At 71.0% G+C, this 24,650-nt stretch carries 22 protein-coding genes; 15 read left to right on the plus strand and 7 right to left on the minus strand.

Features of this window, described 5'->3' with window-relative positions; all coding sequences use genetic code 11:
• The 3 genes from AAC134_RS06325 to AAC134_RS06335 form a co-directional block, all read right to left on the minus strand.
• Positions 1–288, minus strand: a 288-nt coding sequence (locus tag AAC134_RS06325) for a hypothetical protein (protein ID WP_339948222.1), incomplete at its 3' end; no start/stop codon positions are given.
• A 119-nt stretch (positions 289–407) separates the two neighbouring features.
• A complete protein-coding gene (locus tag AAC134_RS06330) occupies positions 408–1,568 on the minus strand; it encodes a PrpF domain-containing protein (protein WP_339948223.1) in 1,161 nt (386 codons plus the stop codon).
• 27 nt (positions 1,569–1,595) lie between these two features.
• Positions 1,596–2,507, minus strand: coding sequence for an oxaloacetate decarboxylase (locus AAC134_RS06335; protein ID WP_339948224.1), 912 nt, complete (start codon positions 2,505–2,507; stop codon positions 1,596–1,598).
• 134 nt (positions 2,508–2,641) lie between these two features.
• On the opposite strand from AAC134_RS06335, the gene AAC134_RS06340 reads away from it, so the two are divergent.
• Together AAC134_RS06340 and AAC134_RS06345 are read left to right on the plus strand one after the other, a co-directional pair.
• Complete coding sequence (locus tag AAC134_RS06340) at positions 2,642–4,114, plus strand: aldehyde dehydrogenase (RefSeq protein WP_339948225.1); 1,473 nt, start codon at positions 2,642–2,644, stop codon at positions 4,112–4,114.
• A gap of 26 nt (positions 4,115–4,140) precedes the next feature.
• Positions 4,141–5,115, plus strand: coding sequence for an NAD-dependent epimerase/dehydratase family protein (locus AAC134_RS06345; RefSeq protein WP_339948226.1), 975 nt, complete (start codon positions 4,141–4,143; stop codon positions 5,113–5,115).
• A gap of 83 nt (positions 5,116–5,198) precedes the next feature.
• On the opposite strand, the gene AAC134_RS06350 is transcribed toward AAC134_RS06345, so the two are convergent.
• Positions 5,199–5,912, minus strand: coding sequence for a GntR family transcriptional regulator (locus AAC134_RS06350; RefSeq protein WP_339948227.1), 714 nt, complete (start codon positions 5,910–5,912; stop codon positions 5,199–5,201).
• Between the two features lie 186 nt (positions 5,913–6,098).
• Here AAC134_RS06350 and AAC134_RS06355 point away from each other — a divergent pair, with 186 nt between their 5' ends.
• The 7 genes from AAC134_RS06355 (at position 6,099) to AAC134_RS06385 (ending at position 14,910) form a co-directional block, all read left to right on the plus strand.
• Positions 6,099–9,407 carry a carboxyl transferase domain-containing protein gene (locus AAC134_RS06355; protein WP_339948228.1) on the plus strand — a complete coding sequence of 1,103 codons (3,309 nt, stop codon included), beginning with the start codon at positions 6,099–6,101 and terminating at the stop codon, positions 9,405–9,407.
• A 73-nt stretch (positions 9,408–9,480) separates the two neighbouring features.
• Positions 9,481–11,037 (plus strand): AMP-binding protein, encoded by a 1,557-nt coding sequence (locus AAC134_RS06360; protein ID WP_339948229.1) that lies wholly within the window; start codon positions 9,481–9,483, stop codon positions 11,035–11,037.
• Between the two features lie 27 nt (positions 11,038–11,064).
• Entirely contained in the window at positions 11,065–11,985 is a 921-nt protein-coding gene (locus tag AAC134_RS06365) for an SDR family oxidoreductase (protein WP_339948230.1), read from the plus strand.
• A gap of 174 nt (positions 11,986–12,159) precedes the next feature.
• The gene (locus tag AAC134_RS06370) at positions 12,160–13,059 is read left to right on the plus strand and encodes an NAD(P)-dependent oxidoreductase (protein ID WP_339948231.1); all 900 of its coding nucleotides are present in this window, start codon (positions 12,160–12,162) and stop codon (positions 13,057–13,059) included.
• A 20-nt stretch (positions 13,060–13,079) separates the two neighbouring features.
• Positions 13,080–13,877 carry an enoyl-CoA hydratase-related protein gene (locus AAC134_RS06375; RefSeq protein WP_339948232.1) on the plus strand — a complete coding sequence of 266 codons (798 nt, stop codon included), beginning with the start codon at positions 13,080–13,082 and terminating at the stop codon, positions 13,875–13,877.
• Between the two features lie 32 nt (positions 13,878–13,909).
• Positions 13,910–14,143 (plus strand): hypothetical protein, encoded by a 234-nt coding sequence (locus tag AAC134_RS06380; protein ID WP_339948233.1) that lies wholly within the window; start codon positions 13,910–13,912, stop codon positions 14,141–14,143.
• Entirely contained in the window at positions 14,140–14,910 is a 771-nt protein-coding gene (locus AAC134_RS06385) for an enoyl-CoA hydratase-related protein (protein ID WP_339948234.1), read from the plus strand. The genes AAC134_RS06380 and AAC134_RS06385 overlap by 4 nt, the downstream gene beginning before the upstream one ends.
• A 55-nt stretch (positions 14,911–14,965) precedes the next feature.
• Here AAC134_RS06385 and AAC134_RS06390 read toward each other — a convergent pair whose 3' ends face one another.
• On the minus strand, positions 14,966–16,120 hold the full coding sequence (locus AAC134_RS06390) for an acetyl-CoA acetyltransferase (protein WP_339948235.1): 1,155 nt from the start codon (positions 16,118–16,120) through the stop codon (positions 14,966–14,968).
• Positions 16,117–16,494, minus strand: coding sequence for an OB-fold domain-containing protein (locus tag AAC134_RS06395; protein ID WP_339948236.1), 378 nt, complete (start codon positions 16,492–16,494; stop codon positions 16,117–16,119). The genes AAC134_RS06390 and AAC134_RS06395 overlap by 4 nt, the downstream gene beginning before the upstream one ends.
• Positions 16,495–16,591: 97 nt before the next feature.
• Between AAC134_RS06395 and AAC134_RS06400 the strand changes: the two genes are divergently transcribed.
• On the plus strand, positions 16,592–18,145 hold the full coding sequence (locus AAC134_RS06400; protein ID WP_339948237.1) for a class I adenylate-forming enzyme family protein: 1,554 nt from the start codon (positions 16,592–16,594) through the stop codon (positions 18,143–18,145).
• Between the two features lie 34 nt (positions 18,146–18,179).
• Here the strand turns inward: AAC134_RS06400 and AAC134_RS06405 are convergent, their stop codons facing one another.
• Positions 18,180–18,929 carry an enoyl-CoA hydratase/isomerase family protein gene (locus tag AAC134_RS06405; RefSeq protein WP_339948238.1) on the minus strand — a complete coding sequence of 250 codons (750 nt, stop codon included), beginning with the start codon at positions 18,927–18,929 and terminating at the stop codon, positions 18,180–18,182.
• A 160-nt stretch (positions 18,930–19,089) separates the two neighbouring features.
• Between AAC134_RS06405 and AAC134_RS06410 the strand changes: the two genes are divergently transcribed.
• The 5 genes from AAC134_RS06410 (at position 19,090) to AAC134_RS06430 (ending at position 24,601) form a co-directional block, all read left to right on the plus strand.
• Entirely contained in the window at positions 19,090–20,196 is a 1,107-nt protein-coding gene (locus AAC134_RS06410) for an acyl-CoA dehydrogenase family protein (protein ID WP_339948239.1), read from the plus strand.
• Between the two features lie 9 nt (positions 20,197–20,205).
• Positions 20,206–21,444 (plus strand): acyl-CoA dehydrogenase family protein, encoded by a 1,239-nt coding sequence (locus AAC134_RS06415; protein WP_339948240.1) that lies wholly within the window; start codon positions 20,206–20,208, stop codon positions 21,442–21,444.
• A 110-nt stretch (positions 21,445–21,554) separates the two neighbouring features.
• Positions 21,555–22,673, plus strand: a complete 1,119-nt coding sequence (locus AAC134_RS06420) for a C4-dicarboxylate TRAP transporter substrate-binding protein (protein WP_339948241.1) — start codon at positions 21,555–21,557, stop codon at positions 22,671–22,673.
• A gap of 75 nt (positions 22,674–22,748) precedes the next feature.
• Positions 22,749–23,300 carry a TRAP transporter small permease gene (locus AAC134_RS06425; RefSeq protein ID WP_339948242.1) on the plus strand — a complete coding sequence of 184 codons (552 nt, stop codon included), beginning with the start codon at positions 22,749–22,751 and terminating at the stop codon, positions 23,298–23,300.
• Complete coding sequence (locus AAC134_RS06430; protein ID WP_339948243.1) at positions 23,288–24,601, plus strand: TRAP transporter large permease; 1,314 nt, start codon at positions 23,288–23,290, stop codon at positions 24,599–24,601. The genes AAC134_RS06425 and AAC134_RS06430 overlap by 13 nt, the downstream gene beginning before the upstream one ends.
• Positions 24,602–24,650: the final 49 nt, after the last annotated feature.

Below are 24,650 nucleotides of genomic sequence, written 5' to 3' on the forward strand. Positions count from 1 at the left end.
CCCGCAGACCTTCGCGACGCTCCCAGAAAAGCGCGACAAATGCCGGGCGGGACAGGACCGGGGGCGTTCGAGGAGAGATGGGCCGGAACGCCGGCATGATGCGGTGGCCTTCGACCAGGCGCTCGCGTGCAGCCGGCGGCATCCGTCGCGCGGGTCCACGAGGAGACCATCGAGCAGCGCGCAGCCGGAAGCTCTGCGCTCCGGGGACAGGATGAAGGGTCCCGAGCGGGTCGTCGCGCCCACCGCACGAACGCGGCGCCTGCAGGCGGCAACGACTTCGATGCTCATGGACGCGACCCGGCATCGGGGGACATGGTCGAGGCGCGCGAGGGGGGCGACGCCTGCTCGATGCTCCCGAGCTTGGCGGTCCCCGCGCGGGCGCCGCGCCCGGCGCTATGGGGTCGGCGCTATGGGGTCGGCGGGGCGGCCGGGGGGGCTGCGTGGAAGACCCGCCCCGCGAACAGCAGGCGGGCGGTGCGGTAGACCGCGCCGCTGATCGCGCGCGCGCCGCCGGGCTCAGGCGCGGTCTGCGCGTCGACGAGGACGGATCCCGAGGGGTGGGCGAGGGTCAGCGCCGCCTCGTCGGGGCGGGCGCAGTCCGCGGGGATCGACCCGGGCAGGCGGCAGGCGAGGCCGAGGCAGAGGGCGCCGGTGATCGGAACCGCCCGGTGCGCCTGGCCCATCGACATCATGCGCACGTGAAGGTGCATTGCCTCCGCCGGCAGGACCCGCCCGGACAGGAGGCGGGCCTCGGCCGGCGGCGCGACCATCGCGACCTTGGGCAGGCTCGCCATCCGCGCGGCGGCCGGGAGGTCGGCGGTCAGGCCCATGCGGACCGAGCCCGCCTGGCGGATCGCCTCGATCCGCGCAAGGAAGGCCGCGTCGGCCTGCAGATCGTCGGGATGCTCGGTCCCGGTCTTGCCGAGCGCCGAGGCCGCCACGAAGACGCAGGGGTTGGCGGCGTCGACCAGCGAGGCCTCGATCTCGGCGCCGTCGGGCAGGTCAAGCCGATCGCGCGCCCGGCCCGTCGGCAGGAGCTTGCCCGTCTTCGCCCCGCCAGGGTCGAGGAAGTCGAGCCGGATCGGCGCGGCGGTCCCGGCCACGCCGTCGATCTCGAGGTCTCCGGCGCCGGCCAGCAGCCCGTCCTCGAGCGGGAAGGTCGCCGCCACGATGCGCGCGGTGTTGGTGTTGTGGATCCGCACCCGCGCCTGCGCGCCCTCGGCCCTCAGCAACCCGAGGACAAGCGCGGCCGGGCCCATGGCCGAGGCCATGTTCCCGCAGTTCCCGGCATAATCCACCGAGGCCTCGCGGACCGAGACCTGGGCGAAGGTGTAGTCGATGTCCGCGTCCGCACGGCTGGGCGGGGCGAGCACGCAGACCTTCGAGAGGGACGACACGCCCCCGCCCATCCCGTCGAGCTGACGCCCGTCGGGATCGGGCGAGCCCATCGCCGCGAGGAAGATCGCATCCCAGTCGGCGCGGTCGGCGGGCAGGTCCCGGCTGTCGAACACCAGGCCGTTCGACGTGCCCCCGCGCATGAACAGCGCGGGCAGGGAATGCAGTGGCATGGCTGGCCCTTTCCGGATCGGGACGACTCAGGACCCTTCGTAGCGCGCGACGAGCGCGTCCAGCTCGGGCTTGCCGACCATGCGCTGGCGCTCCTCGAAGGTCGCCAGGCGGTCGCCGACCTCGCGCAGCGAGCCGTTCTTGAGCAGCGAGGCCAGAACCTCCTGCTGCGCCTTGACCGAGGCCTGCAGCGCGGCGTTGGCGAACAGCACCAGCGAGAAGCCGGCTTTCTCGAGCTCCTCGACCTCCATCATGGGGGTCTTTCCGCCGACCACGAAGTTCACCAGCTGAGGGGTGGGCAGCGCGCCGATCGCCCGGATCTCCTCGACGCTTTCGGGCGCCTCGATGAACAGCACGTCGGCGCCGACCTCGGCCATGCGGTGGGCGCGGTCGAGGGCCGCCTCGAACCCCTCGATCGCGCGGGCGTCGGTGCGCGCGACGATCAGGGTGTTCTCGTCGGTGCGGGCGTCGAGACAGGCTTTCAGCTTGCCCAGCATCTCCTCGATCGGGATCACCGCCTTGCCCGCGAAGTGACCGCACTTCTTGGGGAACACCTGGTCCTCGATCTGGATGGCCGCGGCGCCCGCGCGCTCGAGCTTCTGGACCGTGCCGTAGGCGTTGAGCGCGTTGCCAAAGCCCGTGTCCATGTCCACGAGGACCGGCAGGCGGCAGACGTCGCTGATCCGGGCGGTGGTCTCGGCGATCTCGGTCGCCGTCACCAGCCCCAGGTCGGGAAGCCCGAGCTGGGTGTTGGTGACGCCCGCGCCGGTCACGTAGACGGCCTTGAAGCCGACGTCCTCGATGATGCGCGCCGACAGCGCGTTGGCCGCGCCGGGCAGCAGCGCGGCGGACCGGGATTCGACCATGCGACGGAAGGCCCGGCGGCGTTCCAGCGGCGTGTCGTGACCGTGCGAACCCTGGTCCGGCACTGTGTCGGGCATTCGTCCGTATCGCATCGTCACTCCTATCTCAGGCTGCCGCACGCTAGCGTTGCAAGGCGTCGGTAGTCAACTGTTGACATTATGAAGGTCGAAACTTACTGCCTTCGCCATGGCGACGAAGAGCGGGTGATGCGATGCGAGACTATGGTCTGTTCCTCGACGGAGCGTTCACGGGCGAGGGCGCGGGGCCGGTGTTCGAGTCCCTCAACCCTTACACCGGCCAGCCCTGGGCCCGCCTGCGGGAGGCCGGCGCGTCCGAGGTCGACGCGGCCGTTGACGCCGCGCGGCGGGCCCAGCGCGCCTGGTGGCGGCTGAACGGCGCGGCGCGGGCCGAGATCCTGCACAGGATCGCCGACGCGATCACCTCTCATGCCCTGAGCATGGCGGTCTTCGAGTCGACCGACAATGGCAAGATCATCCGCGAGACGCGCTCCCAGATGCTGTTCGCGGCGCGATTGTTCCGGTTCTTCGCAGGCTATGCCGACAAGCTCTGCGGTCAGACGATCCCGATGGATCAGGCGACCCTCTTCGATTTCACCGTCCGCGAGCCCTACGGGGTGATCGGTCTGATCACCGCATGGAACTCGCCGATCACGCTGCTGTGCAACAAGCTGCCCGCGGCGCTGGCGGCGGGCAACTGCGTGGTGGTCAAACCCTCCGAGCACGCCTCGGTCTCGACGCTCGAGCTGTGCCGGATCTTCCAGGAGGCGGGCCTCCCCGAGGGCGTGGTCAACGTGGTGACCGGCGGGGCGGCGGTGGGGGCGGCGATGGTCGACCATCCGGGCATCGCCAGGATCAGCTTCACCGGCAGCCCCGCGGTGGGGGCGAAGATCGCCGCCCAGGCCGGCGCCCGCCTCAAGCCCGTCACGCTGGAGCTTGGCGGGAAATCGCCCAACATCGTCTTCGAGGACGCGGATCTCGAGGCCGCGACCGTCGGCGCGCTCGCCGGCATCTTCGCGGCCACCGGACAGACCTGCGTGGCGGGCTCGCGCCTGCTGGTGCAGCGCAGCGTCAAGGATCGTCTGGTCGCGCGCCTGGTCGAGCGGGCCGGGCGGATCCGCATGGGCGATCCCCTCGACGAGGCTTCTGAGATGGGGACCGCGGCCAACCGCCCGCAGTTCGACCGGATCATGGAGCGGATTGCGAAGGCGCGCGAGGCCGGCGCCAGGCTCGTCGCCGGCGGCGGCCGGGGCGAGGGGGCGGGGCTCGAGACCGGACTGTTCATCCAGCCCACCATCTTCGACGAGGTCTCCAACGACATGGAGATCGCGCGCGAGGAGATCTTCGGCCCCGTCCTCTCGGTGATCCCCTTCGACACCGAGGAGGAGGCGGTGCGCATCGCCAACGACACGCCCTACGGCCTGGCTTCGGGGGTGTGGACGCGCGACCTCGGCCGGGCGATGCGGCTGATCCCGCAGCTCGCGACCGGCGTGGTCTGGGTGAACACCTACCGGGTGGTCGCGGCCCAGGCGCCGTTCGGCGGCATGAAGGAAAGCGGCTTCGGCCGCGAGCGGGGCGAGCAGGGGCTGCTCGAGTTCTCGCAGACCAAGAACGTGATGATCGACTGGTCCGGAGAGATCCGCGACCCGTTCGCGATCAAGAACTGACACGCGCCGACAGGCGGGAGGACGACATGACCCTCAAGGGCGGACGCTTCGTGGTGACCGGCGGCATCAGCCTGATCGGCTCGCATGTGGCCGAGCAGCTTCTGGCGGCGGGCGCATCGCACGTCGCGCTTCTGGACAACTTCTCGCTGGGCTCGACCGAGATGATCGGCCACCTGCTGGACGACCCGCGGGTGACGCTTGTGCGGGGCGACATCACCCGGCTGAACGAGCTGATGGACGCGTTCGAGGGCGCTGCGGGCGTCTTCGCCATCGCCGGCTTCCTGACCCTGCCGTTCAGCGCCAATCCGGGTCTGGGGATCGAGGTCAATGCGCTCGGCCACTTCAACATCCTCGAGGCGGCGCGGCATCGGGGGGTGAAGAAGGTCGTGTTCTCCTCCTCGGTCGCGACCTACGGCGACCCGGAGCCGGGGCTGATCGACGAGACCCGGCCTTACCGGTTCCACACCATGTCCCCGCCGGGCGTGCTCTACGGCGCCACCAAGATCATCGGCGAGACGCTGGGGCGGCTCTATTCGGACCGGCACGGGGTCCGGTCCGTCTCGCTGCGCTACGCCACCGTCTATGGCGAGCGGCAGCACTATCGCGGGGTCAACGCGCTCTACATCATCGAGGCCTACGACAGGATCGCGCGCGGCGAGGCGCCGGTCATCCCCGGCGACGGCAGCGAGGTGCACGACTATGTCCATGTCTCGGACGTGGCGCGCGCCAACCTGATGGCGATGGACAGCGACGTGACGGGCGAGGTCTTCAACGTGGCCACCGGCAAGGCCACCTCGCTCAACCGCCTGGTGGAGATCGTCAACGAGGTGACCGGCGCGAACATCGCGCCCGTCTACCAGGAGACGGCCGGCGCGGTGCGGGTGACGACGTCGAGCGAGCTGACCTTCTCGATCGACAAGATCGCGAAGGCCATCGGCTGGGCGCCGGAGGTGAGCATCGAGGAGGGGATCGCGCGGCTGATCGCCTGGCGTCGGGGCTGAGGCCACGGCCGCCCCCGGGCGTTCCCTCGGCGCGTTCCGTCCGACGGCGCTCGCCGGGGGGTCGGCCGGGGGGCGTCGGACGTTCAGTCGTTCGTGCGCGTCTCGCCGGTCTCGCCCAGGGCCAGTTTCGCGTAGATCCGGGCGTTGCGGATGTGCTCGCGCATCGCGGCCTCGGCGGCGTCGGGATCCTGGGCTGCCAGCGCCGCCACGATGCGCCGGTGCTCCTTGAGCGCCTCGGCCGCGCGTCCGCCCATGGTCGAGGACTTGTAGCGGTAGACCCGAAGCAGGTCGTAGAGGTCGCCGGTGATCATCGAGATCAGGATCTCGTTGCCCGAGGCCTTGGCGATCCGGAAGTGGAAGTCGAAATCGCCGCTCTGCTGATAGTAGCCCTCGCCGGCGGCCACGTCGTCCTTCTTGGCGTGGCTTTCGATCATGTCGCGCAGGTCGGCGACGTCGTCCTGCGCGATGTTGGTCGCGGCGATGCGGCAGGCCATGCCTTCCAGCGCCTCGCGGACCATCAGCAGCTCGTCGAGCCGCTGGGGCGAGAGCTCGGCGACCCGCACCCCGATGTTGGCGCGGCGTTCCAGCAGGCGACGCCCTTCCAGCCGGCGGATCGCTTCGCGCAGCGGCCCGCGGCTGATGCCCATCTGGGCGGCGAGCACCTGTTCGAAGATCCGCTCGCCAGGCTCGAGCTCTCCGGCGATGATCGCCTGCTCGAGACGTTCGGTCACCGCGTCGACAAGAGAGGTCGCAACGATCTTCGGGGACGAGATGTTCTTGGGAGGCGGCAATTTCAATCCAGTTTCTGGCGTGTTCCCGACAATCGGCGCATTGCGCACTGTCGACACTATCGCTGACGATCCTGAATTTCAATACGTTTCGACCGAGGGGCCGGGGCAGGGCGCGTCCTCGCTTTCTGTCCTCATTCAACTGTTGACATTACACCTCTCCCGTTGTCAGCGTCCCTTACGGAGAGCGGGACAATGTCAGCCAGTCAGATCACCCCCCCTGGGGCGCCTCGAAAGGTGCTCGTCGCCAACCGCGGAGAGATCGCGGCCCGGATCTGCCGCAGCGTCTTCGACTGCGGCTGGGGCAGCGTCGCGGTCGTGGCGAAGGGCGAATCCCGGCTGGGTCACGCGGCCCGGGCGGACGAGGCGGTGGAGCTTCCGGGCGCAGGCGCGGCGGCCTATCTCGACGCCTCGGCGCTGGTCGAGGCCGCCCTGCGGTCCGGCTGCGACATGGTCCATCCGGGCTACGGTTTCCTGAGCGAGGCGCCGGCCTTCGCCGAGGCCTGCCGCGACGCCGGCCTGATCTTCGTGGGCCCCTCCGCGCAGACGCTGGCCCTGTTCGGCGACAAGTCACGGGCGCGCGCCGTCGCCGCGGCGTGCGAGGCCTCGCCCCCGCCGGGCGGCGGCGTGCTGGCCGACGTCGCCGCGCTGGTCGCGTTCATGGCGGGCCAGGGCGGGCCGGTGATGCTCAAGGCCGTCTCCGGCGGCGGCGGCCGCGGGATCCGCATCGTCCGCGACCCCGGCCAGGCCGCAGAGGCGTTCGCCCGCTGCCGCTCGGAGGCGGAGACGGCATTCGGCGACGGGCGGCTCTATGCCGAAGCGTTGATCGAGGGCGCGCGCCATGTCGAGGTCCAGATCGCGGGCGACGGAACGGGCGCCGTGGCGATCCTCGGCGACCGGGAGTGCAGCCTCCAGCGCCAGCGCCAGAAGCTGGTCGAGTTTGCCCCCGCAAGCGGCCTTTCCCCCCAGCTGCGCCACAGGCTGTTCGAGGCCGCGCGGCGCATCGGCGCCCATGTCGACTATCGCGGCATCGGCACGGTGGAGTTCCTGGTCAAGGGCGAGGGCTTCCATTTCCTGGAGGTGAACCCGCGCCTGCAGGTCGAGCACACGGTGACCGAGGCGGTGACGGGCCTCGATCTGGTCGCCCTCCAGTTCCGGCTGGCGCTGGGCGGCCGGCTGGAGGACGAGGCGCTGCCGGCGCCCGACGCCCCCCGCAGCTGCGCGGTGCAGCTTCGCGTCAATGCCGAGACGATGTCGGCGGACGGCGCCTGCCGCCCCTCCGCCGGCCGCCTCGCCGTGTTCGATCTGCCCAACGGGCCGGGCGTGCGCGTCGACACCGCCGCGGGCGTGGGCCACGAGGTCACCCCCGACTACGACGCGCTGCTCGCCAAGCTGATCGTGCACTGTCCGGGCGACGACCGGCGCCTGCTGCTGCGCCGGGCCTGCCGGGCGCTGTGCGAGACGACGATCGAGGGGGTGGGGGTCAACCTCGACTTCCTGCGCGCCCTGCTCGTCGACCCGCAGGTGCTCGCCGACGAGGTCGACGTGGGCTTTGTCGATCGCAACGCGGGCCGCCTGATCGCCGCGGGCGAGGCGCATCCGAGCTACGTCTCGCGCGCCCAGAGGTCAGGCCAGGACGTCGAGCCGCACGCCTTTGCGCCCGCGCCCGCGGGGCTCGCCGCGATCCGGGCCGAGATCGACGCGCGGCTGACGGCGATCTGCGTGGCCGAGGGCGACGCGGTGGTCCCGGGCCAGGTCGTCGCGATCCTGGAAGCCATGAAGATGGAGTTCTCGGTTCTGGCCGAGCAGGGCGGCGTCGTCCGCGGGATCGAGGCCGCGCCCGGCGCGGCCGTGCGCCAGGGCGCGCCCCTGATCCTGATCGCGCCCGACGGGCGGCTGGCCGAGGACGCGGAGCATGAGGAGGCGGTCGACCTCGCCCATGTCCGCGACGACCTGCGCGCGATCCTGGAGGCGCGACACCGGCTGAGCGACGCCGCGCGGCCCGAGGCGGTGGCGCGACGTCGGGCGGCGGGCCGGCGCACGGCCCGGGAGAACATCGCCGATCTCTGCGACGCGGGAAGCTTCCACGAATACGGAGGCTTCGCCCTCGCCGCCCAGCGCGGCCGCCGCAGCCCCGAGGAGCTGGCGGCGATGAGCCCCGCCGACGGCATGGCGATGGGCGTCGGCACGGTCAACGCGGCCGCGTTCGGCGAGGATCGGGCCCGCTGCGCGGTGCTCGCCTACGACTACACGGTGTTTGCGGGCACCCAGGGCGTGAACGCCCATATCAAGAAGAACCGCCTGTTCCGGCTGGTCGGCAAGCATCGCCTGCCGCTGGTGATGTTCGTCGAGGGTGGGGGCGGCCGGCCGGGCGACACCGACGATCACGGGTTCCTCAAGCTCTACAATCCGACGTTCCACGCCGCGGCGAAGCTGAAGTCGCGGGTCCCGATCATCGCGATCGCCGCGGGCCCCTGCTTTGCGGGGAACGCGGCGCTCGCGGCCTGCGCGGACGTGGTCATCGCCACGCGCGACGCCTCGATCGGGATGGGCGGACCGGCGATGATCTCGGGCGGGGGGCTGGGCGAGGTCGCGGCCGCCGACGTGGGCCCCGTCTCGATGCAGGGTCCCAACGGGGTGGTCGACCTGGTGGTCGAGGACGAGGCCGAGGCGGTCGCCGCGGCCAGGGCGATCCTGTCTTTCGTGCAGGGCGACGGCGCGCCGGGGCCGGCCGGCGATCAGCGGGTCCTGCGCCATGTCGTGCCCGAGGCGCCGCGCCGCGCCTACCGGATGCGCGACGTGATCGCGGCGCTCGTCGACGGCGAGAGCTTCGTCGAACTGCGCGCGGCGTTCGGAACCGGCATGATCACCGGCTTCGCGCGGATCGCCGGGCGCCCCTTCGCGATCCTCGCGAACGATCCCCTGCATCTGGCCGGCGCGCTCGACGCCGCCGCCGCGGCCAAGGCCGCCGAATTCGCGCCGCTGGTCGAGAAACTGGGCCTGCCGCTGCTGAAGCTCGTCGACACGCCCGGCTTCATGGTCGGCCCCGCCGCCGAGGCCGAGGGGCTCGTTCGCCAGGCCGGCCGGATGTTCGCCGCCGGCGCGATCCTGAGCGTGCCGCAGTTCACCGTGGTGGTGCGCAAGGCCTACGGGCTCGGCGCGCTGGCGATGGTGTTCGGCAACGCCCATGAGCAGGTGCTGACCGTCGCCTGGCCCAGCGGACACTTCGGCAAGATGGGCCTCGAGGGGCAGGTGCGCCTCGCCTATCGGAAGGAACTGGCGGCGCTGCCCGACGACGCCTCGCGGCAGGCGCGCCTGATGGAGATGGTCGCCGCGCTGCACGCGCAGGGATCGCCGCTGAACGCCGCCGCCTACCTGTCGGTCGACGAGGTGATCGACCCGCTCGAGACGCGCGACTGGCTGCTGTCGGGGCTGAGTCTGGCCCGCTCGGCCCCCGCGATGCGCGACCCGGGGCTGGAGGAGCCGTCGTCATGGGATCTTTGAGCGGACTGCGGGGCGTGCTCCGCCGGGCGAACGCCGCGCGCGAGGCGCGCGACCCGATCGGGAGGGGGGGCGCATGAGCGAGGCCCAACGCAGCATCGTCTCCGGCGACCGGCGCCGGACCTGCGCCGAGGTCCATGAGCGTTCGGCGCGCGCCGCCGCGGGCTTCCGGGCGCTGGGGGCGGGCGTCGGGGACGCGGTCGCGATCCTGATGCGCAATTCCATCGAGTTCCTCGAGGCGACCCACGCGCTGGGCCGGATCGGGGCCTATGCCGTGCCCCTGAACTGGCATCTCGCGCCCGAGGAAGTCGCCTACGTGCTCGAGGATTGCGGCGCGAAGGCTTTGGTCGCGCATGCCGATCTGCTGCCCCTCGTGCCGGGGCGGCTTCTGGGCTCGCTCGCCCTGATCGTGGTCGACGTGCCGGCGGAGGTCGCCGCCGCCTACCCGGCCGCCGACCAGGCCCCTGCGCCCGCGCGGGCGCTGCGCTGGGAGGACTGGCTGGCCGCGCAGGCGCCGCTCGGCGAGGCGACCCTGCCCGACGCGCGCGAGAGCATCATCTACACCTCCGGCACCACCGGGCGGCCCAAGGGCGTGGTCCGCGCGCCGGCGACGCCCGCCCAGCGCGCGGCGCTGTCGCGGATGCGGGCCGAGACCTACCGCCTCGACGAGGGCATCCGGCTGCTGGTTCCGGCGCCGATGTATCACGCCGCCCCCAACGTCTTCGCCCAGCGCGGGCTGGAGGTGGCGCAGACGACCGTGATCCTGCCGCGCTTCGATCCCGAGGATTTCCTCCGGCGGATCGAGGCCGAGCGGATCGACACGGTGGTCGCGGTCCCCACGATGTTCATCCGCCTGCTGCGTCTGCCCGAGGAGGTGCGGGCGCGCCACGACCTGTCCTCGCTCCGTTCGGTGCTGCATGCGGCGGCGCCCTGTCCGCCGCAGGTGAAGCGGGCGATGATCGACTGGCTGGGGCCGATCCTGCACGAGTGGTACGGCACGACCGAGACCAGCGCGGTCACCCGCTGCGACAGCCACGAATGGCTCGCCCGCCCCGGCACGGTGGGCCGGGCGATCCCCGGCGCGCGGGTCGAGATCCTCGACGAGGCGGGCCGTCGGCTGCCGGCCAACACGCCGGGCGAGATCTTCATGATCCTCGAGTTCATGCCCGACTTCACCTACCGCGGCCGCCCCGAGGACCGCGCCGCGGCCGGCCGCGACGGGATGATCACCGGCGGCGACATCGGCTGCCTCGACGAAGACGGCTACCTGTTCGTCTGCGACCGCAAGAAGGACATGGTGATCTCGGGCGGGGTGAACATCTACCCCGCCGAGATCGAGGCCGCGATGATCGGCCTCGACGGGATCGAGGACTGCGCCGTGATCGGCGTGCCCGATGCCGAGTACGGCGAGGCGCTCCACGCCCTGGTGGTGGCGCGCGACGGGATCGCCGAGGACGCGATCCGCCGGTTCCTCGCCGGGCGCCTCGCCCGTTTCAAGATCCCGCGCAGCTTCGAATTCCGCGCCAGCCTGCCGCGGGACGACGTCGGCAAGCTGCTCAAGCGGCGGCTGCGCGAAGACGTCCTCGCCCGCCGGGGCGAGACCGCGACGCCGGCCGGGCGGGGCCCGGCCTGAAACATCCCCAACCTCACGGAGAACAACGTGGCAGACGACAAGTGCATGGACGGCCAGGTCATCGCGGTGACCGGCGCCGGGCGCGGCATCGGGCGCGAGATCGCCCTTCTGGCGGCGCGCGAGGGCGCGAGCGTCGTGGTCAACGACCTCGGCGGCAATCCCGACGGGGACGGCGAAGACCTCGGGCCGGCGCAGGCGGTGGTCGACGAGATCGTCGCCGCCGGCGGCAAGGCGGTGGCCAACGGCGCCAGCGTGGCCGACCCCGCGGGCGCGGCCTCGATCGTGCAGAACGCGGTCGACGCGTTCGGGCGGATCGACTCGGTGGTCAACAACGCCGGCATCCTGCGCGACCGCATCTTCCACCGCATGTCGATCGTGGACTTCGAGATGGTCATCAAGGTCCATCTCTTCGGCGCCTTCTACATCGCCCGCGCGGCCGCCCCCCATTTCAAGGAGCAGGAGAGCGGGTCGATGATCCACTTCTCCTCGACCTCGGGGCTGATCGGCAACAACGGCCAGGCGAACTACGCGGCGGCCAAGATGGGGATCGTGGGGCTCTCGAAGGTCATCGCGATGGACATGGCGCGCTTCAACGTGCGCTCGAACGTCATCGCGCCTTTCGCGTGGTCGCGGCTGATCGGCACCATCCCGACCGAGACCGAGGAGGCCGCGCGCCGGGTCGAGAAGCTCAAGGAGATGGGGCCCGACAAGATCGCGCCGCTGGCGGTGTATCTGGCCAGCGACCTTTCGAAGGACGTGACCGGGCAGATCTTCGCGTCGCGGATGAACGAGATCTTCCTGTTCTCCCAGAACCGGCCGATCCGCTCGGCGCACCGCGACGGCGGCTGGACGCCCCAGACCATCGCCTCGCACGGGATGCCGGCGATGAAGCCGGACATGTATCCGCTGCAGCGCACCTCGGACGTGATCGGCTGGGAGCCGGTCTGAGCCATCCCCGGCCGGCAGGCGGCGGAGGCGGAGCCGCGGCCGAGGCCGGGCTTCGATCCCTTTCCCGAGGCCGGCGCACGGCCTCGGGGCCCCGCTTCGCCGATCTATTCGTAAACTGTTGACAGTTTGATGGACCAAACCTAGCGTGGCGGCGGCGAGGGGAGGAACCAACGCATGAACAAGATCGCTGTGGTCGGAATCGGCCTGATGGGCGGCGCCATGGCCCAGGCCCTGCAGGACGCGGGCCTCGAGGTCATCGGCTACGACGTCAGTGAGGAAAGCGTCGCGCAGCTTCGCGCGCAGGGGGTCGAGGCGACCTCGGACCTGGGCAGGGCGGTGGCCGAGGCCGAGGCCATCGTCTGCAGCCTGCCGAACTCCGGGATCGTGCGGACCGCGCTGATGTCGGAGGGCGGGGTGCTGGACGCCGCGAAATCCGGCGCCGTGCTGATCGAGATGAGCTCGATCGACCCCGACACGATGAAGGACGTGGCCGGCGCCTGCGCGGCGCGCGGTCTCGCCCCGCTCGATGTGCCGGTCAGCGGCGGGCCCAGGGAGGCGCGCGAGGGGACCCTCGTGCTCCTGATCGGGGGCGCGCAGGCCGACATCGCGCGCGGCAAGCCGGTGCTCGACGCGCTGGGCGGCTCGCAGTTCGTGACCGGCGAGGTCGGCTCCGCCAAGGTGGTGAAACTCGTCAACAACGTGATGACGATGGGCAACATCCTGGTGGCCTCGGAAGCCTTCGCCATGGGGACCGCGGCCGGGGTCGACCCCGAAAAGCTCTACGAGGTCCTCAGCCAGAGCGGGGGCCGCTCGCACCAGTTCCTCAAGCGGTTCCCCAGCGCGCTGGAGCGGAACTTCGCCCCCGGCTTCAAGATGCAGCTCGGCGAGAAGGACGTGGCGCTGGCGGTCGAGGTCGCCCGCTCGATGAGCCAGCCCATGCCGATGGCCTCGCTGATCCGCGAAATGTACCAGATGGCCCTCGGCCTCGGGTACCGCGACCGCGACATCGTCGCGCTCGTCGACATGTACCAGCGCATCGGCGAGGGCGACCGCTTCGACCCGCCCGCGCGCTGATCCCAGGACAGGACCCCCCGATGACCGAAGAGCTGATCCGGCTGCGCCAGGAGAACGGCGTGGCGAGGCTGACCCTGAACGATCCCGGCGCGATGAACGCCCTGTCGCTCGAGATGACCTCGGCGCTCGCCCAGACGCTCAAGCGGCTGGCCCGCCCCGAGGCCGGCACGCGGTGCCTGACGATCACCGGCGAGGGGCGCGGCTTCTGCGCGGGGGCGAACCTCAAGCGCCGCCTCAGCGCCGAGGAGCGGGACGCGATGACCGGCTCGCTGCTCGAGCTGCACTATCACCCCGTGTTCCGCCTGCTGCGGAACTTCCCGGCGCCGGTCGTGACCTCGGTCAACGGCGCGGCGGTGGGCGCGGGGATGAGCCTCGCGCTGATGGGCGACATCATCCTCGCCGGCCGCTCGGCCTATTTCCTCCAGGCGTTCCGCAACATCGGGCTGGTGCCCGACTGCGGCTCCAGCTGGCTGCTGCCGCGGATCGTCGGCGCCGCCCGAGCGCGGGAGCTGTCGCTGCTGGGCGAGAAGCTGTCGGCGGAAACCGCGCTGGACTGGGGCCTGATCAACCGCGTGGTCGAGGACGCCGACCTGGCCGAGGCGACCGCAGGGATCGCCGAGAAGATCGCCTCGGGCCCGGTGCAGGCGCAGACCGCGATCCGCAAGCTGTATTGGGCGAGCCTGCACAACGGTTTCGAGGCGCAGATCGACCTCGAGGACTCGTTCCAGACGGTCGCGGCGCTCGCCCCCGAGGCGCGCGAAGGCGTGGCCGCGTTCCAGGAGAAACGAAAGCCCGATTTTCGCAAGGTCGCGGGCTGAGCGGCGGCGGATCGGCGACAGGGGAGGCTCTGATGAGGCGCGATGGACCGGGGCCGGCGGCGGCGCTCGACGGTTTTCAGGGCCGCGTCGCGGCGGAGGGCGGCGCGATGGCGCGCCTCTCCCGCGTCGCCGCGGCCGCGATCGAGCGGATGCGCGCGATCGAGACGGCCGCGCGGCCGGCCGGCCCCGAGGACGAGATGCGCGGCGCCGTCCTTGCCGACTGCGTCGTCATCCTCAAGACCTGCGAGGGGAAGGAAACCCGATGAGAGAGTATTGCCGGGTCGAGCGCGACGGCGCGCTGACCCTCGTGACCCTCGCGCGGCCCGAGCGCCGCAACGCCCTGCATGTCCACGCCAACGAGGCGTTGCAGGAGGTGTGGGACGACTTCGCGGCCGATCCCGACCAGCACGTCGCGATCCTGACCGGCGGGCCCGACTTCTTCTGCGCGGGCAACGACCTGAAGTGGCAGGCCGAGGGCGGCAAGGTCGGCGGGGTCCGGTCGGGCTTCGCGGGCCTGTGCTACCGGTTCGACCTCGACAAGCCGGTGATCGCGGCGGTGAACGGGATCGCCATGGGCGGCGGCTTCGAGACGGTGCTGAACTGCGATATCGTGATCGCGGACGAGACCGCCCGCTTCGCGCTGCCCGAGGTCAGGCACGGCATGGCCGCGCTGGCCGGGGGCGTGCACCGGCTGACGCGCACGCTGGGCCGGCAGCGGGCGATGGGGATCTGCCTCACCGGCCGGATGGTCTCGGCCGCCGAGGGTCGCGAGCTGGGCTTCGTCAACGAGGTGGCGCCGGCGCATGAGGCGCTGCGGGTGGCGCGCGACTGGGCCGCGACGCTGCTCGCCAACGGGCCGCTGGCGCTGCAGGCGACCAAGCATGTCGCGCTGCAGGGGCTCTCGACCGCCGACATCGGGGTGGCCTGTCGCACGGAATACTGGCCGGTTCAGCGCATGAAGGCCTCGGCCGACTACGTGGAGGGCCCCAGGGCCTTCGCCGAGAAGCGAAAGCCCGAGTGGACCGGCCGCTGAGGCCGCTCCGAGGGGAGGGGGAAAGACGGGCGGCGCGCAGCCGCCCGTTTCGCGTTCACAGGGTCGCTTCCGTCCCCAGGATGCAGGTGGCGTTCGACGAGAACGCGCCGCCCACGCCGTGGCACAGCGCGACGTCGAGACCGGGGACCTGACGCTCGCCGGCCTCGCCGCGCAACTGGCGCACGCCCTCGATCAGGGTGAACAGGCCATACATCCCCGGATGGCAGCAGCTGAGCCCGCCGCCGTTGGTGTTCACCGGCAGCTCGCCGCCCGGCGCGATGCGCCCCTCGGCCACGAATGGCCCGCCCGCGCCCTTCTCGACAAAGCCGAGATCCTCGAGCAGCAGGATCGTGTTGATGGTGAAGGCGTCGTAGACCTGAAGCATCTGGATGTCGGCGACGTCGACGCGCGCCATCGCACAGGCGCGCGCCGCGCTCTCGACCGCGGTGGTGGTGGTCAGCGACTCCATCCCCAGCACGTGCTTGGCCCGATGCGCGACGCCCGCGCCCAGCACGTAGACCGGCGGGCGCTTGAGGTCGCGGGCGATGTCGGCGCGCGCGATCACCAGCGCGCCCGAGCCGTCGGTGACAAGGCAGCAGTCGAGCGTGCCGAAGGGCGAGGAAACGCTGCGCGCGGTCACCACGTCCCCGACGCTCAGGGGGCCGCGCGCGAAGGCCTCGGGGTTGAGCTGCGCCCATTTGCGGGCCGAGACGGCGACATGGGCCAGATGCTCGCGCGTGGTGCCGAACTCATGCATGTGGCGGCGCGCCATCAGGGCGTAGGAGCTGACCGGGAAGCGCGGGCCGTAGTCCGTCTCGTGGCGGGTCCACGCCGCCGAGACGGCCGTTTGCAACTTGCCCATCAACGAGCGCTGCACGCTGCCGTAGGTGATCAGCGCCACCGAGCACAGCCCGGCCTCGATCGCCGCCATCGCCTCCTGCACATGGGCGAGGAAGGACGAGCCGCCGATCCGGTTGTTCGACGAGAACGTCGGCGCGATCCCGAAGTATTCGGAGAAGGCGAGCGTGTTGAGGAACTCGCTCTGCATCGCGCCGAACAGGCCGTCGACGCGGGACTTGTCGATCCCCGCATCCTCGAGCGCCATGGCCGCGGCGATCGCCTGCGCCTCCATCGCGTCGAACCCGGGGGTCTCGCCGATGCCGAAGGTGGCCACGCCGGCGATGGCGCAGTTGCCGCGCAGGCCGCTCATTCGGCGTCCTCCGCGCGGAACGTCAGGCGGGGGTCCTCGGGCGCGATCTGCGCGCGCACGCGCAGGTCGAGGGGAACCTCCTGCGCGCCGAAGCCCACGACATGCGACATCAGCCGCACGCCCTCCTCGAGGTCGACCAGCACGACGTTGTAGGGGCCGCCGGCCTCGGCCCTGCGGTTGACGACCGTGCAGGAATGCACGGCGCCGATCCCGGCCGAGGCCCGCCACTCGAGCGCGCCCGATCCGCAGGTCGGGCAGACGACCCGGGGCGGGAAGGCGAAGGCGCTGCAATCGGCGCATCGCTGGACCTGGAAGCGGCCCGCTTCCAGCGCGGCGCGATAGGCCGCTTCAGGACTTTCCGAGGGGGTGATCATGGCGACTCCCTTGCTGTCTGTCGTCGCCGACCATAAGATGCCTACTGTCAACAGTCCAGCAAACCTCTCCCCTCCGCAGATCGAAGGACCGGGCCAGATGAGACTTTCCGGAGCGGCCGCGCAGGCGATCGAGATCAACGTGGCGGAGCTGTTCCGCAAGCAGGCCCGGATCCGCGCGGACCGGCCGGCCGCCGTGCAGGGCGCGCGGACGATCACCTACGCCGAGCTCGACCGCCGGACAGACCGGCTGGCCGAGGCCCTGCGCGGCGCCGGCGTCGCCGAGGGCGACCGGGTCGCGATCCTCTCCGAGAACACCACGGCGTTCCTCGAGCTGTTCGTCGCCGCGGCCAAGATCGGGGCGATCGTCGCGACCCAGAACTGGCGCCTCTCGGGGGCGGAGCTGACGCACTGCTTCGACCTGGTGGAGCCGGCGCTGACCTTCGTCTCGGACCGCTTCGCCGCGGGGCTCGAGGCCGCCACCCGGGGCCGCTATCGCACGGTGCGCCTGGGCGAGGCCTATGAGGGGTTCCTTGCGGGCGGCGCGTCCCCGGCCGCGGGCTCGGTCTCGCATCCCGAAGCGGGGTTGCTGATCGTCTACACCTCGGGCACCACCGGCCTGCCCAAAGGCGCGCTGATCTCGCAGCGGGCGCTGATCGCGCGGGCGCAGCAGTATTGCACCGAGTTCGGCTTCGACCCGGAGGACGTGTTCTACGCCTGGTCCCCGATGTTCCACATCGCCAGCGCCGACCTCGCCATCGCCACGCTGATCATCGGGGGCACGGTGCAGGTGTCGGACGGGCTCGACTATCCGCTGCTGCGTCGCCTGCTGGGCGAGGAGAAGCTGAGCAACCTGATCTTCTTCCCCGGCATGGTGGGCGAGGCGCTCGGCGAGCTTGCGAAGATGGACCGCCCCGTGCGCAGCCTGAAGAAGTTCGGCGCGCTGGCCGACCTGTTTCCCGCGCGCGAGATCGCGGCGATGACCACGGCGCTGGGCAAGGAATACTGCAACACCTACGCCTCGACCGAGACCGGCATGGCGCCGGGCTGCGGCGGGCGCATCGCCGTCGGCGAGGCGCCGCGGACCTGGTCGAAGACCGAGAGCAACTTCTGCCTCGTGCGGCTGATCGACGAGGCGGGCCGCGAGGTGCCCGACGGCGAGACCGGAGAGCTGACGATGCGCGGCCCGACCCTGTTCTCGGGCTACTGGCGCAACGAGGCCGCGACCGCGGAGGCCTTCGCCGAGGGCTGGTATCGCACCGGCGACCTGTTCCGCCGCAACGCGGACGGCACGCTCGACTACATCGACCGCAAGAAATACCTGGTGAAGTCGGGCGGCGAGAACATCTATCCCGCCGAGATCGAGCGGGTGGTCCTCCAGGATCCCGGCGTGGCCGAGGCGCTGGTGGTCCGGCGCGCGGACCCCAAGTGGGGCGAGGTTCCGGTGCTGGTGGTCACCGCCGACGAGACCGCCGTCACCGAGGACAGCCTGATCGCGCGCTGCCGCGAGAACCTTGCCGCCTACAAGCGCCCCAAGGCCGTGGTCTTCGTGCCTGCCGGGTTCTGGCCGCGCAACAACACCGGCAAGATCGTGCGTCGCGAGGTCGAGGACTGGATCGCCGAACGCGCGCGGGACGCCGCGCCGGCCGGGTGATCCGGCCGGCGCCCGCGACGCCGAGCGCGCGGGGTCAGGTCTTCTCGAAGAACTTCTCCACCAGGCCGGTGACCTCGGAGTTGCGGCCCCTGCGGGTCTCGGCCGTGAAGCGGATCGCATGTTCCAGCGCCTCGATCCGCGGGGCCTGGAACCAGCGCTTCATGTAGCCGAACGCCTCCCGCGGCATCGCGGCGAGCGACTCGAGGGTCTCGACCGCCCGGGCGGCCAGCGCGTCCTGGGGCACGGTGGTGCAGGGGCCGCCCATCTCCTCGAGCCGCTCGGCCGGGATCTCGCGGGCCGAGAGCAGCAGATCGTAGGCGAGCCCGGCGTGGGTGGCGCCCTCGACGACGGCGGCCGCGATCGGCGAGCCCATGCCGATGCGGACCTCGGGCAGCTGGAAGACGGCCCCTTCGGCCGCCACGATGCGGTCGCAGACCAGCGCGTTGAGGAAGGCGCCGCCGATCATCCGGCCCTGGGTCATGGTGACGATGGGGCGGGGGCAGGTCAGCGTCGCCATCAGCAGGTCGGTGATGATCGCGGTGCGGTATTCGCTGGCCTGCTGATCGTCGAGCCCCTCGGGCCGCTTCAGGTCGACCCCGCCCGAAAACAGGGTCGCCGAGGCGCTGGTCCAGATTGCGCCCTTGAGGTCCTCGCGCTCGTGCAGGGAGGCCAGCGCCTCGGCATAGGCGTCGGTGACCGCGCGGGAGATCGAGCTGGCCTTGGCCGGCCGGTTGATCGACAGCCAGAGGATGCCGTCGGTCTCGGTTGCGATGAGGTCGGGCAAGGCGTGCTCCTGTCCATGCTGGTTTCCTCGCGGGCCCGCCCGCAAGTGGGGCGCGCGCTGCGGGCGCGGCGAGGCGGCGCCTCGCCTTCATCAAAAGCCTACTGTTGACAGTTGGCGTTGTCCATGCCAGTCAGACTGGAAACCGCTGGAGGAGAGACGGGTGAATTTCGACTTCCCGGATGAAGTCAAAGCCATGCAGCAGCAGGCTTCGGACTATCTGACCCGGACCGGGTCCCGCGCGCTGGCGCGCAAGGTTCTGGATGGCGAGGGCGGCGTCGCGCGCCGCGACTGGGCCGAGATGGCGCGGATGGGATGGACTGGCCTGACGATCCCCGAGCGCTTCGGCGGCGCCGAGATCGGCCATATCGCGCTGTGCGGCCTGGCCTACGAGCTGGGCCGGCAGCTGACGCCCGCGCCCTTCGCCTCGTCGGTCTATCTGGTCGCCGAGGCGCTGACCCTGTTCGGCTCGGACGCCCAGAAGCAGACCTGGCTGCCCGGCCTCGCCGAGGGCGCGCTGGCCGGCTGCTTCGCCCAGTCCGAGGGGCTGTCGAACGGCGGCGGCCACCTGCGCCGGGCGAGCGTCTCGGGCGGCCGGCTGAACGGCGCGAAGACGCCGGTCGCCGATGGCGTCTGCGCCGACTTCGCGCTGGTGCGCGCGAACGGGGAGGGGGGCGAGGCGCTCTATCTCGTCGACCTCTCGGGGCCGGGCGTCGCCCGGGCGCCGGTCCGCACGGTGGAGGGGATCCGCGAGCACGCCGAGATCCGCTTCGACAACGCCCCCGCCGACCTGCTGGTCGAGGGGACCGCGCAGATCGAACGCCTGCTCGAGCGGGCCGCCGTGATGTTCGCCTTCGAGCAGGTCGGCGGCGCGCAGGCCTGTCTCGACATGGGCGTCGCCTATGCGCACGAGCGCTATGCCTTCGGGCGGCCGATCGGGTCGTTCCAGGCGATCAAGCACAAGCTGGCCGACATTTTCGTCGCGACCGAACTGGCGCGCTCGAACGCCTATTTCGCGGCCTGGGCCCTGTCGACCGACGCCTCCGAGCTGCCGGTCGCCGCGGCCACGGCCCGGCTGAGCGCGGGCAAGGCCTACTGGCTGGCGGCGAAGGAAACCATCCAGACGCTGGGCGGCATCGGCTTCACCTGGGACATCGACGCCCAGCTCTACTACCGCCGCCACAAGGCGCTGAAGCTGAACCTGGGGGCCGAGAGGTTCTGGGAAGACCGTCTGATCGAAGGCCTCAAGGCCGGCCTGGTCGAGCTGTGAGGAAGAGCAATGGATTTTCGTGACACCCCCGAAGACGCCGAGTACCGCGCCAGGGTCCGCGCCTTCCTGGAAAGCCACGCCAAGCTGGAGACGCCCGACAGCGGCCGCGGCTACCGCGACGGCAACGACGACCCCGCGGTGCTGGAAACGGCCCGCAAGTGGCAGCGGATCAAGGCCGAGGCCGGGTTCGCGGGCATCGTCTGGCCCCGGGAATACGGCGGGCAGGGCGGCAGCCAGCTCCACCACATCATCTACGAGCAGGAGGAGGCGCGCTTCGACGTCCCGCGCGGCAACTTCTTCTACATCGGGCTCGGCTGGGCGATGCCGACGCTGTTCGCCTACAGCGACAAGACCGAGGTCCTCAAGCACGCCGACAAGGTCCTGCGCGGCGACGAGATCTGGTGCCAGCTGTTCTCCGAGCCTGCCGGCGGCTCCGACCTCGGCGCCCTGCGCACCAAGGCGGTGCGCGAGGGCGACGAGTGGGTGATCAACGGCCAGAAGATCTGGACCTCGGGCGGACAGTATTCCGACTTCGGCGTGCTGGTGGCCCGCAACGACACGACGCAGGCCAAGCACAAGGGCGTCACCTGCTTCATCCTCGACATGAAGAGCCCCGGCGTGACGGTCCGGCCGATCAAGCAGATGTCGGGCGACAGCCATTTCAACGAGGTGTTCTTCGACGACGTCCGCGTCCACGACTCGCTCCGCCTGGGCGAGGTCGGCGAGGGCTGGAAGGTCGCGATGCACACCCTGATGAACGAGCGCTACAACCTCGTCGACCTGCCGCCCCCGGACTTCGAGCAGATCTTCCACCTCGTCGCGGGGACCGAGCTTCCCTCGGGCCCCGCGCTCGAGGATCCGGCGATCCGCGGGCGGCTGGCCGACGTGTGGTGCCGGGCGCAGGGGATGAAATACACCAACTTCCGCACGATGTCGGCGCTCTCGCAGGGGCGGACGCCCGGGCCGGAAGTGTCGATCGGCAAGCTGGTCGCGGCGGGACGCCTGCAGGAGGTCGCGGACCTCGGCTCGGACCTGTTCGGCGAAAGCGGCCTGATCTGGACCGACGAGATGCCCCAGCGGGCGCTGTTCCAGCGCGCCTACCTCTACTCGCCCGGCTGGCGACTGGGAGGCGGCACCGACGAGATCCTGCGCAACACCATCGCCGAGCGCGTGCTTGGCCTGCCGCCCGAACCCCGCGCCGACAAGGGTGTGGCCTTCAAGGACATCCCCACCGGCCCCCCGGGCTGATCCCCCGCGGAGCCACGTCTCGAGCGCTGACCCCCCACAGAAGTCCGCCCGGATGCCCGGCAAGCGGACCGCACAGGGCCGAATGGCCCGCAGCCAACGGAGGAGATCCCATGACCCGCATATCCCGACCCGGCCTGGCCGCGGCGGCCTGCGCCGCAGCGGCGCTCGTCGCCGCCTCGCCCGCCTCGGCCAACAACCTGATCTACTCGATCTTCGTGTCGTCCGAGCATCTTCTGACCAAGGACGTGGCCGTTCCCTTCGCCGAGGAGCTGCGCGAGCGCACCCACGGCGAGATCGACTTCGAGGTCGTCAGCGGCGGCGCGCTCGCCGGCGCGCGGGAGACGCTGAAGGCGGTCGAGGACGGCACCGTCGACGCCGGCTACATCATCGACATCTACACCCCCTCGGCGCTGCCGCAGACCGCGCTCCTCTCGGACCTGTCGCTGCTGATCGACAACTCGGTCGTGGCCTCCGCGGCGATGACCCAGACGGTGCTGCTCGACTGCCAGGAATGCCGGGAGAGCTTCGAGAAGCACAACGTGACGCCGCTGGGCTTCGTCTCGACCAGCGTCTACGCGCTTCAGTGCGCAAGGCCGGTGGCGACGCTGGCCGACGTGCAGGGCCTGAAGGTGCGCGCCACCGGGGCCTGGGCGGCGCTGATGTCCGAACTGGGGGCCACGCCGGTGAACATCCCCACCTCGGAGCTGTTCGAGGGGCTGCAGCGCGGCGCGATCGACTGTTCGGTCGGCCCCGTCTCGCATCTGCCGAGCTACTCGCTCTACGAGGTGGTGACCGACATCAACGAGATGCCGATCGGCGCCTATGCCGGCGGCCTGCCGCTGGACATGCGCAAGTCGGTCTGGGACGGGCTGAGCGACGAACAGCGGGCGATCGTCTACGACCTCGCGCCCAAGTACGTGGCGGCCGGCGCGCTGGGCTACAACCGCGTGAACCAGGAGGCCATCGACCAGTCGCGGACCCAGGGCATCGCCTGGCATCCCGAGGCCGCCGACATCGTCGCCGTCTACGACGCCTACAAGGAAAAGGTGCTGGCCGAGACCATCGCCAAGGGCGAGGCCGACGGCTCGATCAAGGACGCCAGGGCTCTGGTCGAGATCTACTCCGCCAACCTCGAGAAGTGGACGGAGATCATCGCGCGGATCGGCGACACCGACGCCGCCGCGCTCGAGCAGGCGCTGCGCGAGGAAGTTTACTCCAAGCTTCGCTGACCCTGGCGGCTCGTCCGGCGCCGGCCTTTCGCGGCCGGCGCCGGCGGCCCTGTCGGACCCTGGAAAGGCGCCCGGATGACGGACTCCCTGCCGCGGCTCCGCCGCACGCTCGACTGGGTGCAACGCCCGGCGATGCTGCTCGCGGCGCTGCTGATCTTCCTGATGATGTTCCATGTGGTGCTGGATGTGCTGTCCAAGTACCTGCTGAACCAGCCGATCGTCGGCACGCTCGAGATCGTGTCGAACTACTACATGGTCGCGATCGTGTTCCTGCCGCTGGCGGCCGTGCAGCTCCAGGACGGCCACGTGAAGGTCGAGGTGTTCACCACCGCCTTGCCCCCTCGGCTGATCGCGGCCTTCGACGTCTTCGCAATGATCCTGACGCTGATCTACACGGTCCTGCTGACCTGGTTCGTGATGGTCGAGGCGCTCGAGCAGACCGGGATCCGCGAGAAGATCCAGGTGGGGATCGAGCTGATGCCCGTCTGGCCGGCGCGCTGGTTCGCCCCCCTCGGCGCGGCTCTGTTCGGGCTTGCGATCCTCCTCAGCCTTGCGGGCGCAGTGCTGCGGGTGCGCGGCCTCGACGCCACGACCCCCGGGAAAGAGAGCGACGAATGGACCGCCTGACCATCGGCTTCATCGGCGTGGGGATCGCGTTGATCCTGATGATGGTGCGCGTGCCCATCGCCATTGCGCTGGGCCTGGTGTCGCTGTGCGGGATCATCGTCCTGCGGGGGGCGGAGTCCGGTTTCGGGGTCCTGGGCTCGGCCCCGTTCGACTTCGCGGCCAGCTGGACGCTCTCGGCGATCCCGATGTACCTGCTGATGGGCGCCTTCGCCTATCACGCCAGGATCACCAGCGCGCTGTTCGACGCGGCGCGGGTCTGGTTCGGGCGGCTGCCGGGCGGCGTCGCCGTTGCCACCAACTTCGCCTGCGCGGGGTTTGCCGCCCTCTCGGGGTCCAGCCTCGCCACCGCGGCCGCGATGGGGCGGATCGCGATCCCCGAGATGCTGCGGCTGAACTACAACCCCGGGCTCGCGGCCGCGGCGGCCGCGGCGGGGGGCACGCTGGGCGCGCTGATCCCGCCCTCGATCATGCTCGTCATCTTCGGCTGGATGGCCGAGGTCTCGGTCGGGCGCCTGCTGATGGGCGGGGTCGTGCCGGGGCTGCTGACCGCGGTGATGTACTCGGCCATGATCGTGCTGCGCTGCTCGCTGAACCCCTCGCTCGCCCCCCGGCTCGAGGAGCGGCCGACCTGGGGGGACCGGATCCGGGTGCTGGGGCCGGTCTGGCCGGTGCCGGTGCTGGTGATGGCGGTGCTGATCGGCATCTACGGCGGCATCGTCACCCCCACCGAGGCCGGCGCCTTCGGCGCCTTCGTGGTCTTCGTGATGGCGCTGGCGCGGCGGAGTCTGACCCGCTCGGTGCTGTTCGAGTCGCTGCGCGAGGCGCTGATCTCGACCTCGGGGATCTTCTTCATCGCGGTCTCGGCGATCATCTTCACCCGGTTCCTGACGCTCTCGGGTCTGCCCAACTTCCTCTCGCAGTTCGTCTCGGGCTCGGGGATGGAGCCGTTGACCATCGTCCTGGTCACCTCGGTGATCTATCTGATCCTGGGGATGTTCCTGGATCCGCTGGGGATCCTGCTGATCACGCTGCCGATCCTGATCCCGGTGTTCAAGGAGGCGGACATCGACCTGATCTGGATGGGGATCATCCTGATCAAGTACATCGAGATCGGGCTGCTGACGCCGCCGGTGGGGTTGAACGTCTTCGTGGTGAAGTCGGTGGTCGGCGACCGGATCCCGATCACCCAGATCTTCGGCGGCATGGTCTGGTTCCTGGCCGCCGAGGCGGTGATCATGACCCTGCTGATCGCCTTCCCCGCGATCACGCTGACCCTGCCCAACCTGATGATGGGCCGCTGAGGCGGGCAGGGCCCCCGCGCGCATCGCGGCCCTCGCGGGCGGTGCGCGC

This window comes from uncultured Albimonas sp. (assembly GCF_963977235.1).
In the GTDB taxonomy this organism is placed as follows: Bacteria; Pseudomonadota; Alphaproteobacteria; order Rhodobacterales; family Rhodobacteraceae; genus Albimonas.

What these genes read in the sequence shown, in the direction of transcription:
- AAC134_RS06395 (WP_339948236.1), bottom strand. Translation starts at nt 16,494, where the DNA reads ATGATCACCCCCTCGGAAAGTCCTGAAGCGGCCTATCGCGCCGCGCTG.
- AAC134_RS06370 (WP_339948231.1), top strand. Translation starts at nt 12,160, where the DNA reads ATGAACAAGATCGCTGTGGTCGGAATCGGCCTGATGGGCGGCGCCATG.
- AAC134_RS06335 (WP_339948224.1), bottom strand. Translation starts at nt 2,507, where the DNA reads ATGCCCGACACAGTGCCGGACCAGGGTTCGCACGGTCACGACACGCCG.
- AAC134_RS06355 (WP_339948228.1), top strand. Translation starts at nt 6,099, where the DNA reads ATGTCAGCCAGTCAGATCACCCCCCCTGGGGCGCCTCGAAAGGTGCTC.
- AAC134_RS06340 (WP_339948225.1), top strand. Translation starts at nt 2,642, where the DNA reads ATGCGAGACTATGGTCTGTTCCTCGACGGAGCGTTCACGGGCGAGGGC.
- AAC134_RS06385 (WP_339948234.1), top strand. Translation starts at nt 14,140, where the DNA reads ATGAGAGAGTATTGCCGGGTCGAGCGCGACGGCGCGCTGACCCTCGTG.
- AAC134_RS06425 (WP_339948242.1), top strand. Translation starts at nt 22,749, where the DNA reads ATGACGGACTCCCTGCCGCGGCTCCGCCGCACGCTCGACTGGGTGCAA.
- AAC134_RS06330 (WP_339948223.1), bottom strand. Translation starts at nt 1,568, where the DNA reads ATGCCACTGCATTCCCTGCCCGCGCTGTTCATGCGCGGGGGCACGTCG.
- AAC134_RS06380 (WP_339948233.1), top strand. Translation starts at nt 13,910, where the DNA reads ATGAGGCGCGATGGACCGGGGCCGGCGGCGGCGCTCGACGGTTTTCAG.
- AAC134_RS06415 (WP_339948240.1), top strand. Translation starts at nt 20,206, where the DNA reads ATGGATTTTCGTGACACCCCCGAAGACGCCGAGTACCGCGCCAGGGTC.
- AAC134_RS06345 (WP_339948226.1), top strand. Translation starts at nt 4,141, where the DNA reads ATGACCCTCAAGGGCGGACGCTTCGTGGTGACCGGCGGCATCAGCCTG.
- AAC134_RS06390 (WP_339948235.1), bottom strand. Translation starts at nt 16,120, where the DNA reads ATGAGCGGCCTGCGCGGCAACTGCGCCATCGCCGGCGTGGCCACCTTC.
- AAC134_RS06360 (WP_339948229.1), top strand. Translation starts at nt 9,481, where the DNA reads ATGAGCGAGGCCCAACGCAGCATCGTCTCCGGCGACCGGCGCCGGACC.
- AAC134_RS06420 (WP_339948241.1), top strand. Translation starts at nt 21,555, where the DNA reads ATGACCCGCATATCCCGACCCGGCCTGGCCGCGGCGGCCTGCGCCGCA.
- AAC134_RS06400 (WP_339948237.1), top strand. Translation starts at nt 16,592, where the DNA reads ATGAGACTTTCCGGAGCGGCCGCGCAGGCGATCGAGATCAACGTGGCG.
- AAC134_RS06430 (WP_339948243.1), top strand. Translation starts at nt 23,288, where the DNA reads ATGGACCGCCTGACCATCGGCTTCATCGGCGTGGGGATCGCGTTGATC.
- AAC134_RS06375 (WP_339948232.1), top strand. Translation starts at nt 13,080, where the DNA reads ATGACCGAAGAGCTGATCCGGCTGCGCCAGGAGAACGGCGTGGCGAGG.